Source organism: Stenotrophomonas sp. As-7 (assembly GCF_030291015.1).
GTDB classification, from domain to species: domain Bacteria; phylum Pseudomonadota; class Gammaproteobacteria; order Xanthomonadales; family Xanthomonadaceae; genus Stenotrophomonas; species Stenotrophomonas lactitubi.
Genome location: NZ_CP127405.1, coordinates 2,695,907 through 2,709,266, shown reverse-complemented (window position 1 = coordinate 2,709,266; position 13,360 = coordinate 2,695,907). Strand labels below are relative to the sequence as shown.

The window sequence follows — 13,360 nt, the reverse complement described above, 5'->3', positions numbered from 1 at the left end:
CATGAGCGACGTGACTGCGAAAGTGGTGGACCGCGCGCAGCGCGCCATCGATCCGGCCGAAGGCATCGCAGCGGTGTCCGACCCGGCATTCGGCGGCATCGATGTGTTCATCGGCAAGGTACGCGACTTCAATGTGGGGCGGCCGGTGACCGGCATCACCTATGACCTGTTCGAACCGTTGGTGCTGAATGAGATCCAGCGCTTGGCGGCGGAGATCGAGGCGACGTTCGGGCCGAAGCTGAAGTTGTACGTGGCACATGCCAAGGGGCGCCTGGGCATTGGCGATGTGGCGGTGGTGGTGGCCGCAGGCAGCCCGCACCGTGATGAAGCGTTCAGGGCGTGCCGGCAGCTGATCGAGGCGGTGAAACACCAATGCCCGATCTGGAAGCAGGAACACTACGAGGACGGCGACAGTGAATGGAGCGAAGGCTGCACCCTGTGCCACGCCGACAGTGAACCGGCACATGAGCACCACCATTGACCCCAGTAGATCCACGCCGTGCGCGGATGGGGCCTTCTCCGCGCGCCCGGCAGAAGCAGCCACGCATGGCGTGGCTCTACTGGGGTTTTCCGCGTGAACACGACCATCGCCGGCATCGTGCTGGCCGGTGGCCTGTCCAGTCGCATGGGCCGCGACAAGGCGCTGCTGCCCTGGCAGGGGCGCACGCTGCTGGAGCACATGCGCGGCACGTTGCGGCTGGCCGGGGCAGACCGCGTCTGGGTGAGCGGGCGCTATCCGGCCTTCGGCGGCGTGCCTGACCAGATCACACGGTGCGGGCCGCTGGGCGGCCTGTTCAGCGTGGCAATGCAGATGCCCGATGGCCCCGCCTGGGTGGTGCCGGTGGATACGCCCCGGCTGACCCCGGATCTGCTGCAGCAATTGCGTGACGGGCATCGCAGCGCTTGCACGATCTTTGACGGGCATCCGCTTCCGATGCTGTTTAATGTGGACAATGAAAGTCGCACGATCCTCGAAAACATGATCCACGATCCCCTGGGTCCGCGTTCCCTGCAGGCCCTGCAACACCGGCTGGACGCGCAGACCCTGCGCCTGGCCCACGCTGATGAAAGCGCCCTGGTCAACTGCAATACCCCCACCCAATGGGAGGACGTTGCCTCATGAAGGTGCAGTTGCAAGAACAGACAATGCGCCTGCGCCTGGACGAAGCCGAACTGGCGCAGCTGCTGGCCGGTGAGACGGTGGAGAACCTGACCCGGTTCGGCGGCAGTGGCGGCTGGGGTACGGCTGTTTCGCTGCATGGTGGCGAATCGGCCGTGCTGCTCGACAGCGGCACCGATTGCCGGCTGGTACTGCCCCGGTCTTCCGTGGAGGACCTGGCCGGGCGCCTGCCGTGCCGTGATGGCCTGGCCTTTGCGCTGTACCTGGACGACGGCACCACGCTGCAGCTGCAGTTCGATGTGGATGTGCGCGACAGCGTGCGCCAGCGCGGGGTGACCCGCCGCAGTTCCGCATCATCGGTTTGACATTTGTCAGGGGCGAGGGGGAAACCCGCGCCTGATTGATCCAGATCAACCCCGTCGTTGCTGCTGCACGGCCTAATGGCTGCATGACGACGGGTTACAACTTGAAAGCAGTACCCACGTCATTCCACAGCCTTGGAGCCATGTATGACCGTCGGTAGCGATCCTGTTGTCCGCAGCACTGCCAGTCCTGGTCGCGTCATCAGCGACTGGACGCCGGAAGATCCCGGCTATTGGGAGCGCACCGGCAAGCGGGTCGCCACCCGCAACCTGGTCATCTCCATTCCCTCGCTGCTGCTGGCCTTCTCGGTCTGGGTACTGTTCTCGGCGGTGACCATCAGCCTGCCGAAGATCGGCTTCGGCTTCAGCACCGATCAGTTGTTCTGGCTGGTGGCACTGCCCAGCCTGTCCGGCGCGACGCTGCGCATCTTCTATTCGTTCGTGATTCCGATCTTTGGCGGTCGCCGCTGGACGGCGCTGTCCACCGCATCACTGCTGGTACCGACGATCTGGCTTGGCTTTGCGGTGCAGAACCCGGCGACGCCCTACTGGGTGTTCGTGGTGATCGCGATCCTGTGTGGCTTTGGTGGGGCGAACTTCTCCTCGTCGATGTCCAACATTTCCTTCTTCTATCCCAAGCAGAAGCAGGGACTGGCGCTGGGCCTGAATGCCGGCCTGGGCAATGTCGGCGTGTCGGTGGCACAGGCGGTGATTCCGCTGGTGATCACGGCGGGTGTGTTTGGTGCCCTCGGTGGTGCGCCGCAACCGGTGGTGGAGGGCGGCGCGCCGTTGTACCTGCAGAATGCCGGTTTCATCTGGGTGCCGGCCATTGCGATCTGCGCGGTGGCGGCCTGGTTCGGCATGAACGACCTGACCAGCGCCCGGTCCTCGTTCGCCGAACAGGCGGTGATCTTCCGCCGCAAGCACAACTGGCTGATGTGCTGGTTGTACATCGGCACCTTCGGTTCCTACATCGGTTTTTCGGCCGGCTTCCCGATGCTGGTGAAGAGCCAGTTCCCCGCCGTGAACCCGCTGGCCTACGCCTTCATCGGCCCCCTGCTGGGTGCGCTGATGCGCTCGGTGGGCGGCAGCATGGCCGACCGCTGGGGTGGTGCGCGGCTGACGTTCTGGGTGTTCGCGCTGATGATCGCGGCGGTGTTCGGCGTGCTGCATTTCCTGCCCAGCGATGGCCAGGGTGGCAATTTCTACGGCTTCCTCTTCAGCTTCATGGCGCTGTTCGTGCTCAGCGGCATCGGCAACGGCACCACCTTCCGCATGATCCCGGTGATCTTCCGCACGCTGCATGAGCGCCTGTCGGCAGGGGCCAATGCTGAGGGCAAGGCCGCGTCGGCGCACCAGGCCAGCATCGAGTCGGCCGCGGTCGTGGGCTTCTCCGGTGCGATCGGTGCCTACGGCGGCTTCTTCATTCCCAAGAGCTATGGCTCTTCGATCACGTTGACCGGCAGCCCCGACATGGCGCTGTACGGGTTCGTCGTTTTCTATGTCACCTGCCTGGCCGTGACCTGGTGGTGGTACTACCGGCGCGGCGCAGAGACGCCCTGCTGACATGAAAACGCACCGCAGCCAGATGACACACACAGCCACGATGCAGATGTCCGCAAAGGGAGACCCCCGATGAGTTATTTCCTTGATCGCTTGCAGTTCTTCAAGCGTGACCCCCAGCCCTTTGCCGATGGCCATGGGTTTGCCAAGAGCGAAGGCCGTGACTGGGAGAACAGTTATCGCCAGCGCTGGCAGTACGACAAGATCGTGCGTTCCACCCACGGTGTGAACTGCACCGGTTCGTGCAGTTGGAAGATTTACGTCAAGAATGGCCTGGTGACCTGGGAAACCCAGCAGACCGATTACCCGCGCACGCGCCCGGACCTGCCCAACCACGAACCGCGTGGCTGCCCGCGTGGCGCCAGCTATTCCTGGTACCTGTACAGCGCCAACCGCCTGAAGTATCCGCTGATCCGCGGCACGCTGCTGCGCCTGTGGCGCGAAGCGCGCAGGACCCAGGGGCCGGTGGATGCGTGGGCCAGCATCGTGGAGGACAAGGAAAAGGCACGCTCGTACAAGACCCGGCGCGGCATGGGCGGTTTCGTGCGGCTGAACTGGGAAGAGGCCAACGAGATCATCGCGGCCTCCAACCTGTACACGGTGAAGCAGTACGGACCGGATCGCGTGGTCGGTTTCTCGCCGATTCCGGCGATGTCGATGGTGTCCTACGCCGCCGGTGCGCGTTACCTGTCGCTGCTGGGCGGTGCCTGCCTGTCCTTCTATGACTGGTACTGCGATCTGCCGCCGGCCTCGCCGCAGATCTGGGGCGAGCAGACCGACGTACCCGAATCGGCGGACTGGTACAACAGCCGCTACATCATCGCCTGGGGCTCGAACGTGCCGCAGACGCGTACACCCGATGCGCACTTCTTCACCGAGGCACGCTACAACGGCACCAAGACGGTCTCGATCTGCCCGGACTATTCCGAGCTGGCCAAGCTGACCGATCACTGGCTGCACCCCAAGCAGGGCACTGACGCCGCGCTGGCGTTCGCCTTCGGCCACGTGATCCTGCGCGAGTTCCATGTGGATTCGCCGTCGCAGTACTTCCAGGACTACTGCCGCCAGTACTCGGACATGCCGATGCTGGTGCGCCTGGAGCGTCGCGCCGATGGCCGGCTGGTGGCCGGGCGTTTCCTGCGCGCCAGCGAGCTGGGTGGATTGGGCGAGGCCAACAACCCGGACTGGAAGACCCTCGCTTACGACGAGACCAGTGGCCAGATCGTGGTGCCGAACGGTTCGATCGGTTTCCGCTGGGGCGAGAAGGGGCGCTGGAACATCGAGGAGAAGGCCAGCAACGGTGCGGAGACGCACCTCCGGCTGAGCCTGTCCGACGCCAACGATGGCATCGAGGCGGTCAGCTTCCCGTATTTCGGTGGCATCGAGAGTGACGGCTGGACCGCCGCCCCGGCCGAGGAAGTACTGGACCGCAACATCCCCGTGCGCCGCCTGGCCACGGCCGATGGCAGCGAGACGCTGGTGGCGACGGTCTATGACCTGCTGCTGGCGCAGTACGGCGTGGACCGCGGTTTCGGCGGCGCCAATGTCGCCACGAGCTTCGATGAGAACGTGCCGGGCACGCCGGCCTGGCAGGAACGCATCACCGGCGTGCCGCGTGGCGAGGTGATCGAGATCGCCCGCGAGTTCGCGCGTACCGCCGATAAGACCCATGGCCGTTCGATGATCATCGTCGGCGCAGGCATGAACCACTGGTTCCACAACGACATGAACTACCGCGGCCTGATCAACATGCTGATCATGTGCGGTTGCGTGGGCCAGACCGGTGGCGGCTGGGCGCACTACGTGGGCCAGGAAAAGCTGCGCCCGCAGACCGGCTGGCAACCGCTCGCCTTCGGCCTGGACTGGAGCAAGCCGCCGCGCCATATGAACGGCACGTCGTTCTTCTACTTCAACACGGGGCAGTGGCGCTACGAGAAGCTGCAGGTGGACGAGCTGCTGTCACCGCTGGCCGACGCCAGCAAGTACAGCGGCAGCCTGGCCGACCTGAACCTGCGTGCCGTGCGCATGGGCTGGTTGCCCAGCGCGCCGCAGCTGGATCGCAATCCGCTGCAGCTGGTGCGCGAGGCCGAAGCGGCTGGTGTGGCCCCTGCCGATTACGCATTGGGCAAGTTCAAGGACGGTTCCCTGGACTTCGCCTTTGCCGATCCGGACGCGCAGCAGAACCACCCGCGGATGATGTTCATCTGGCGCTCGAACCTGCTGGGTTCGTCGGGCAAGGGCCACGAGTACATGCTGCGGCACCTGCTGGGTACCCGCCACGGTCTGCAGGGCAAGGACCTGGGCGAGATGGGCGCGGTGAAGCCGGAGGAAGTGAAGTGGCGCGACGAGGCGCCGGAAGGCAAGCTCGACCTGCTGGTGACGCTGGACTTCCGCATGTGCACTACTGCGCTGTATTCGGACATCGTGCTGCCAACGGCCACCTGGTACGAGAAGGACGATCTCAACACCTCGGACATGCATCCGTTCATCCATCCGCTGTCGAAGGCGGTGGACCCGGCGTGGGAATCGCGCAGTGACTGGGACATCTTCAAGGAGGTTGCGCGCACCGTGAGCGAGATGGCGCCCGGCGTGCTGGGCGTGGAGAAGGACCTGGTGCTGGTGCCGACCCTGCACGACACCCCCAACGAGCTGGGCATGCCGTTCGGCGTGGCCGACTGGAAGAAGGGCGAATGCGAGGCCATCCCCGGCCAGACCATGCCGTCGATGACGGTGGTGGAGCGCGACTACCCGAACCTGTATCGCAAGTTCACCTCGCTGGGGCCGCTGCTGGACAAGCACGGCAATGGCGGCAAGGGCATGAACTGGGATACCAAGCACGAGGTGGAATTCCTCGGCAAGTTGAACCATACCGTGCACGAGGAGGGCGTCAGCCAGGGCCGGCCGGCCATCTCGACCGCCATTGATGCGGCCGAGGTGATCCTGCACCTGGCCCCGGAAACCAATGGCCATGTGGCGGTGAAGGCGTGGGCGTCGCTGGGCAGCTTCACCGGCCGCGAGCACACCCATCTGGCGGTCGGTAAGGAACACGAGGCGATCCGCTTCCGTGACATCCAGGCGCAGCCGCGCAAGATCATCTCTTCACCGATCTGGTCCGGGCTGGAAGACGACAACGTCAGCTACAACGCCGGCTACACCAATGTGCACGAGCTGATTCCGTGGCGCACGGTGACCGGCCGCCAGCAGTTCTACCAGGACCATGAGTGGATGATCGATTTCGGCGAGGCCTTCATGAGCTACCGGCCGCCGGTCAACACCCGCACCATCGAGCCGCTGCTCAACCAGCGCTCGAACGGCAACAAAGAGATCGTGCTGAACTGGATCACCCCGCACCAGAAGTGGGGCATCCACAGCACGTACAGCGACAACCTGATCATGCAGACGCTGTCGCGCGGTGGTCCGATCGTGTGGATCAGCGAGGACGACGCGCGCAGTGCAGGCATCGTCGACAACGACTGGATCGAGCTGTTCAACGTCAACGGCGCGATCGCCGCGCGAGCGGTGGTCAGCCAGCGCGTGATGCCGGGCATGGCGATGATGTACCACGCCCAGGAACGCATCATCAACGTGCCAGGCTCGGAGATTTCCGGTACCCGCGGCGGCATCCATAACTCGGTGACCCGCATCGTGCTCAAGCCGACCCACATGATTGGTGGCTACGCGCAGCTGGCCTACGGTTTCAACTACTACGGCACCTGCGGCACCAACCGCGACGAGTTCGTGATCGTGCGCAAGATGGACAAGGTGGATTGGCTGGATGGTGAAAGTGTTCCTGCAATTGCCAAGGAGGTGGTGTGATGAAGGTCCGTGCACAGATCGCGATGGTGCTGAACCTGGACAAGTGCATCGGCTGCCACACCTGCTCGATCACCTGCAAGAACGTCTGGACCTCGCGCGAGGGTGTTGAGTACGCCTGGTTCAACAACGTTGAAACCAAGCCGGGCATCGGCTATCCGAAGGAATGGGAGAACCAGGAGAAGTGGAACGGCGGCTGGGTGCGTACCGGCAGCGGCAAGCTGGTGCCGCGCGCAGGGGGGCGCTGGCGGATGCTGGCCAAGATCTTCGCCAACCCGGACCTGCCGCAGATCGACGACTACTACGAGCCGTTCGACTTCGACTACCAGAACCTGCACACCGCCAAGGACAGCCAGCACCAACCGACCGCACGGCCGCGCTCGCTGATCAGTGGCGAGCGCATGCAGAAGATCGAGTGGGGCCCGAACTGGGAAGAGATCCTGGGCTCGGAGTTCAGCAAGCGCTCGCGCGACTACAACTTCAATGAAGTGCAGAAGGAAATCTACGGCGCCTTCGAAAAGACCTTCATGATGTACCTGCCGCGCCTGTGCGAGCACTGCCTGAACCCGGCGTGCGTGTCGGCGTGCCCATCGGGCGCGATCTACAAGCGCGAGGAAGACGGCATCGTGCTGATCGACCAGGACAAGTGCCGTGGCTGGCGCATGTGCGTGTCTGCGTGCCCGTACAAGAAGATCTATTACAACTGGAAGAGCGGCAAGTCGGAGAAGTGCATCTTCTGCTACCCGCGCATCGAGATGGGCGAGCCGACGGTATGTTCGGAAACCTGTGTCGGCCGCATCCGCTACCTGGGCGTGATGCTGTACGACGCCGACCGCATTGCCGAAGCCGCATCGGTGGCCGCCGAAAAGGACCTGTACCAGGCTCACCTGGACATCTTCCTGGACCCGCATGACCCGGCGGTGATTGCCGCCGCACGCGCGGAAGGCATTCCGGACAGCTGGCTGGAATCGGCCAAGCAGTCGCCGGTGTACAAGATGGCCATCGACTGGAAGCTGGCGCTGCCACTGCACCCGGAGTACCGCACGCTGCCGATGGTCTGGTATGTGCCGCCGTTGTCGCCGATCCAGTCGGCCGCCGAACGTGGCCGCATCGGCATGAGCGGCGAGCTGCCGGACGTGGCCTCGCTGCGCATTCCGGTGCGCTACCTGGCCAACATGCTGACGGCCGGTGACGAGGCACCGGTGGTGCGGGCGCTGGAACGCCTGATGGCGATGCGTGCCTGGCGCCGGGCCAAGAACGTGGACGGCGTTGAAGATACCGCGGTGCTGGACCAGGCCGGACTGACCGTGGCGCAGGTTGAAGAGATGTACCGCTACCTGGCCATTGCCAACTACGAGGACCGTTTCGTGATTCCCAGCGCTCACCGCGAGTACGCCAACGACGCCTTCGGCGAACGCGGCGGCTGCGGCTTCACCTTCGGCAACGGCTGCAACGGCGACAGCCCGGCCGACCTGTTCGGCCAGCGCAAGAGCACCAGCTTCGTGGTGAACAACGGGCCCAACCACCGCCGCAAGGAGGTGGTCTGATGAGCGTTCTGAAGCTGGTGGGGGTGCTGCTGGATTACCCCCGCGAGGAACTGTGGCAGCACGGCGGGGAACTGCTGGCGGCCTGTGACGAGGTGGCACTGACGCCGCCGCGGCGCAGGCAGCTGCGCGGCTTCGTGCAGCAGTTGCTGGACAGCGATCCGCTGGATGCGCAGGCCGCGTGGCTGGCAACCTTCGACCGCGGCCGTTCGATGAGCCTGCTGCTGTTCGAACACATTCACGGCGAATCGCGTGACCGTGGCCAGGCCATGGTCGATCTGGTGGAAACCTACCGCAAGCACGGCTTCGAGCTGGATGCACGCGAACTGCCGGACTACCTGCCGCTGCTGCTGGAGTTCCTGGCCCACCAGCCGCAGAGCGAAGCACGCGAATGGCTGCACCACATCGGCCATATCGCCGGGATGCTGGCCGCGCGCGCCGCCGAGCGCGAGCTGCCACATGTGCCGCTGCTGGAGATCCTGGTGGAGGCCGGCGACGGCAAGGTCAACCTGGAGGCGCTGCGGCAACGCGCCAGCGAAGAGCCCCGCGACGATACGGCCGAGGCGATGGACAAGCTGTGGGAAGAGGAAGCCGTGCGTTTCGGCGCCGAAGCTCCTGCCGAAGACTGCAAGCCACCGACACGCTCACCGGCCCGCCCTGTGCATCGAGAGGTCCAGCCATGAACTACTACCTGCATCAATTCGCTTTCCAGTACTACCCATACATCGCCGTGGCTGTGCTGCTGATCGGCAGCTGGGCGCGCTATGACAAGGCCATGTACACCTGGCGCACCGGATCCAGCCAGATGCTGTCGGACAAGGGCATGCGGATCGGCAGCAACTGCTTCCACATCGGCATCCTGGCCATCCTGGGTGGTCATCTGGTGGGCCTGCTGACCCCACACGCGGTGTACGAGCACTTCATCACCTCCTCGCAGAAGCAGATGCTGGCGATGGTGGTGGGCGGCGTGTTCGGTGCACTGTGCTTCATCGGCATCAGCATCCTGCTGGTGCGCCGCCTGACCAACGCCCGCGTGCGCGCCACCGGCAGCTTCGGTGACACCCTGGTGCTGGTGCTGCTGTTCGCCCAGCTCTGTCTTGGCCTGTACAGCATCCGGGTGTCGGCCGGACATCTGGACGGTGGGGTAATGGTGCAGCTGGCCGAGTGGGCGCAGCACATCGTGACCTTCCGTGCCGGTGCCGCTGACTACATCGAGGGCGTCAGCTGGGTCTACAAGATGCACATCTTCCTGGGCCTCACCCTGTTCCTGATCGCGCCGTTCACCCGTCTGGTGCACGTCTGGAGCATTCCGGTCAGCTATCTGTGGCGGCCATACCAGGTGGTGCGCCGTCGCCAGGCGGCGCTGCGTTACGGACCGCGGGAGTAAGCCATGGGCAGCCTGCCGAAGTTCCTGCCGATCACCGTGATCGATTCCACCCAGCCTGTTCCGGCCGAGGCCCACCAGCACCAGCATGACGGGGCAGAGCAGGGTCCGCGCTCGCTTGGGCAACCGGCACCGTGCAGGTTGTTCGTGGAGGACACGGCGATCAGCGAGGCCGACATCGCTCGCGAGATGCAGCACCATCGGGCGCTGCGCCCGGAACAGTCGCGTGCCGAGGCGGCACGCGCACTGGTCGTGCGTGAACTGCTGCGATTGGAAGCACAGCGCCTGGGCCTGCTGGCGCCAGCCGGCGGCCGGGTCAGCGATGAGGAGGTGCTGATCCAGCAACTGCTGGAAGACGCGATTGAAGACCGGGTGCCGACCGACCAGGACTGCCGACGCTATTTCGAACAGAACCCGGAACGATTCCGCTCGCCGGACCGCGTACGCCTGCGCCATATCCTGCTGGCCGCGCCGGCCGATGATGTGGCTGGGCGCTTGGAGGCGCGTACCGAGGGCGAGCGCTTGGCCAATGAATTGAAGGAAGCGCCGCACCTGTTCGCCGACTTCGCACTGCGCCATTCGCGCTGCCCGTCGAGCAGCGAGGGCGGTGACCTGGGTTGGCTGCAGCGTGGGCAGACCACGCCGGAGTTCGATCGCCAGGTGTTCCGCCTGCGCGAGGGCCTGGCCGGCTTCCCGGTGGAATCACGCTGGGGCTACCACGTGGTCAGCATCGATGGGCGCGAGGAGGGGCAGCCGCTGCCGTTCGACGCAGTGCTGCCGCAGATCCGTGACTACCTGGAGCTGCAGGTGCGCCAACGCGAAGTGCAGGCCTACCTGCTGCAGCTGCAGGGGCGCTACCCGGTACGCGGGCTGGATGAGATCGAAGCCGAAGCCGAAATCGGCTGACCCACTCTTGAGGAAGGAGGTTGCATGAACCAGGCCCTTGCCCCCGCCAGTGCCGGGCAGCAGCAGCGTGCGCTGTGGCTGAGCACGTTCGCGTTCACCGTGTGCTTTGCGGTGTGGATGATCTTTTCCATCATCGGTATCCAGATCAGCGAGCAGCTGGGCCTGACCGACACCCAGTTCGGCCTGCTGATCGCCACCCCGGTGCTGACCGGCTCGGTCAGCCGTGTGTTCCTGGGCATCTGGTCCGACCAGTTCGGTGGCCGCAAGGTGATGGCGCTGGTGATGCTGTGTGGCGCGGTCGCCACCTGGATGCTGACCCATGCGCACACCTACCCGCAATTCCTGTTCGCCGCGCTGTGCGTGGGCATCGCCGGTGGCAATTTCTCGGTGGGCGTGGCCTACGTGTCCAAGTTCTTCCCGGCCAGCAAGCAGGGCACGGCGCTGGGCATCTTCGGTGCCGGCAACATCGGTGCGGCGGTCACCAAGCTGCTGGCACCGATGGTGATGGTGGCGGCGGGCTGGATGATGGTCGCCAAGGTGTGGGCGGTGGCACTGGCGATCACGGCGGTGCTGTTTTTCCTGTTCAGCAAGGAAGACCCCTCGCTGGAGCAGCGCCGCCGTGACGGGGTGAAGCCGGTGCCGTTCGCCGAGCAGATGGCACCGTTGAAGAATCTGCAGGTGTGGCGGTTCTCGATGTATTACTTCTTCGTGTTCGGTGGCTTCGTGGCACTGGCGCTGTGGCTGCCGCATTACCTGGTGGGCGCGTACGGCATGGACGTCGGCACCGCCGGCATGCTGGCGGCGTGCTATTCGATCCCGGCCAGCCTGTTCCGCGTGGTGGGCGGCTGGATGTCGGACCGGATGGGGGCGCGCCGGGTGATGTACTGGACCTTCGGTGTGTCGGCCATCTGTACGTTCCTGCTGGCCTACCCGGATACCGAGTACGTGGTGAAGGGCATCCATGGTCCGATCCACTTCCACCTGGCCATCGGCGTGGTGATGTTCACCGTGCTGGTGTTCGTGCTGGGCTTCTTCATGTCGCTGGGCAAGGCTGCGGTCTACAAGCACATCCCGGTGTATTACCCCCGGCACGTGGGGGCGGTGGGTGGCGTGGTGGGCATGATCGGTGGCTTGGGTGGCTTCATCCTGCCGATCGTGTTCGGTGCGTTGAACGATGCGCTGGGTATCTGGAGCAGCTGTTTCATGCTGCTGTTCGTGGTGGTATCCGCCGCGCTGGCGTGGATGCACTTCGCCATCCGCCGGATGGAGCGTCGACACTTCCCGCAGATCGATCGCGAGACCGACCTGCCGGAGGCCATCGATGCGGCGGCGGTCGATCGTGCGCGCGGCACCTGAACGGTAGTGCCGGCCGCTGGCCGGCAACCTCAGGGCAATGCATCACGCTTGATTTCGATCAGGGCTGTGCGAAGAGGAACGCGCGAGGATGACCGTCATGAGCTTCCATGTTGATGCGAGCGAGGACACGGCGCTGCAGGCGGCATTGCTGCGGCAACCCCGCCACGTGCTGTTTCCGCCGCCCGACCAGTTCAGTGCCGGCTTCGGTGAAAGCGGCTGGCGTGCCGCCGTGCGCGCCAGCAACGAGCACCTGATTCCGCGTGGGCTGACGCTGGGTTTCCAGACCGGCCGCATGGGCCGCGACGTGCCGGCCGAACGCTATCTGGACACGTTGCTGGCCGCGTTGCGCCTGCAGGCTGATGCTCTGGCCGAGGACCGTGAGGTGGTGGCGATGGTGCTGCAGCTGGGCCTTGCCGAAGCACTGCCGCCGTCGCTGCTGGGGCAGTTGCTGGATGCAGTGCCGCGGCACCTGCGCACCGTGGCCCGGCCGCAGGTGGAGGTGCGGCTGGATGCCGGCAGCGCCGTGGCGCCGGCAGAACTGCGCGCGGTGGGCTGCACCCGGCTGAACGTGATCGATCGCGCCGATGCACCTGGCCCGGGACTGCTGGCGCAGGCGCGCGACGCGGGCTTTACCGCGCGCTACTACCAGTTGCGTGTGCCTGCGGCGGAGGATGCGGGATTCATCGGGCGATTGCAGGCCGTGCTGGCAGCTGCGCCCGAGCGCGTGCTGCTGCCGGCGCCGTGCGTGCTGCCTGAGCATCCCTCATCGGAACGCTGGCTGCAGGCGTGGCGATTGCTGCGCGAGGCGGGCTATGTGGGTATCGGTGGCGACCATCACCAGCGCGGCGACCTGCCGGACCCGAATGGCCCGGGCGACGGTCAGCGTCATTGCGATCTGGCCGGCGTGCCGCGCCGCGATCGCAGCGATTTCATCGGCATCGGCCTGGCGGCGTGCAGCCAGATCGGTGAGGTGTTCTACCGGACGGAGGATGACCTGGCGCGCTGGCAGGCCCGCCTGCAGGCGGGGCATGTGGGCGTTGCCGCGGGCCTGATCCTGTCCGAGGGGGAACGCCTGGCTGCCGAGGTCGCGCAGAGCATCGCCTGCGACCATGCGCTGGATGCTGCCGCCTTCGAGTGGCGCAATGATGTTCCGTTCGATGAATGCTTCGCCGAGACCCTGCCCGCACTCGCACCGCTGCTCGCGCGTGGCTGGGCGCGTTGGGACGGCCGCGTGCTGCGCCTGGCCGAGGAAGGGCGGTTGCTGTGGCGTATGATGGCCGCATGCTTCCGGCCGGCGGCCGCCATCGCTTGA

Annotated in this window: 11 protein-coding genes; all 11 read left to right on the top strand. The window is 65.4% G+C overall.

Annotated features, from left to right (window positions below; genetic code table 11):
- The first annotated feature begins 1 nt into the window (after position 1).
- The 11 genes from QP457_RS12410 (at position 2) to QP457_RS12360 (ending at position 13,360) form a co-directional block, all read left to right on the top strand.
- Positions 2 to 481, top strand: a complete 480-nt coding sequence (locus QP457_RS12410) for a molybdenum cofactor biosynthesis protein MoaE (RefSeq protein WP_205404322.1) — start codon at positions 2 to 4, stop codon at positions 479 to 481.
- Between the two features lie 144 nt (positions 482 to 625).
- The gene (locus QP457_RS12405; protein ID WP_240196429.1) at positions 626 to 1,123 is read left to right on the top strand and encodes a molybdenum cofactor guanylyltransferase; all 498 of its coding nucleotides are present in this window, start codon (positions 626 to 628) and stop codon (positions 1,121 to 1,123) included.
- The gene (locus QP457_RS12400; protein ID WP_205404321.1) at positions 1,120 to 1,485 is read left to right on the top strand and encodes a hypothetical protein; all 366 of its coding nucleotides are present in this window, start codon (positions 1,120 to 1,122) and stop codon (positions 1,483 to 1,485) included. Before QP457_RS12405 ends, QP457_RS12400 begins: the two co-directional genes overlap by 4 nt.
- Positions 1,486 to 1,629: 144 nt before the next feature.
- Positions 1,630 to 3,048: a NarK family nitrate/nitrite MFS transporter gene (locus QP457_RS12395; protein WP_205404320.1), complete on the top strand. Its 1,419-nt coding sequence runs from the start codon at positions 1,630 to 1,632 to the stop codon at positions 3,046 to 3,048.
- A 69-nt stretch (positions 3,049 to 3,117) separates the two neighbouring features.
- Positions 3,118 to 6,861, top strand: a complete 3,744-nt coding sequence (locus QP457_RS12390) for a nitrate reductase subunit alpha (RefSeq protein WP_205404319.1) — start codon at positions 3,118 to 3,120, stop codon at positions 6,859 to 6,861.
- Complete coding sequence (gene narH / locus QP457_RS12385) at positions 6,861 to 8,405, top strand: nitrate reductase subunit beta (protein ID WP_089235846.1); 1,545 nt, start codon at positions 6,861 to 6,863, stop codon at positions 8,403 to 8,405. The genes QP457_RS12390 and narH overlap by 1 nt, the downstream gene beginning before the upstream one ends.
- Entirely contained in the window at positions 8,405 to 9,085 is a 681-nt protein-coding gene (narJ, locus tag QP457_RS12380; protein ID WP_205404318.1) for a nitrate reductase molybdenum cofactor assembly chaperone, read from the top strand. The genes narH and narJ overlap by 1 nt, the downstream gene beginning before the upstream one ends.
- Positions 9,082 to 9,789: a respiratory nitrate reductase subunit gamma gene (gene narI, locus QP457_RS12375; protein WP_205404317.1), complete on the top strand. Its 708-nt coding sequence runs from the start codon at positions 9,082 to 9,084 to the stop codon at positions 9,787 to 9,789. The genes narJ and narI overlap by 4 nt, the downstream gene beginning before the upstream one ends.
- A gap of 3 nt (positions 9,790 to 9,792) precedes the next feature.
- Entirely contained in the window at positions 9,793 to 10,692 is a 900-nt protein-coding gene (locus QP457_RS12370) for a peptidylprolyl isomerase (protein WP_205404316.1), read from the top strand.
- Between the two features lie 24 nt (positions 10,693 to 10,716).
- Positions 10,717 to 12,048 (top strand): nitrate/nitrite transporter, encoded by a 1,332-nt coding sequence (locus QP457_RS12365; RefSeq protein ID WP_205404315.1) that lies wholly within the window; start codon positions 10,717 to 10,719, stop codon positions 12,046 to 12,048.
- A gap of 97 nt (positions 12,049 to 12,145) precedes the next feature.
- Positions 12,146 to 13,360, top strand: a complete 1,215-nt coding sequence (locus QP457_RS12360; protein ID WP_205404314.1) for a coproporphyrinogen III oxidase — start codon at positions 12,146 to 12,148, stop codon at positions 13,358 to 13,360.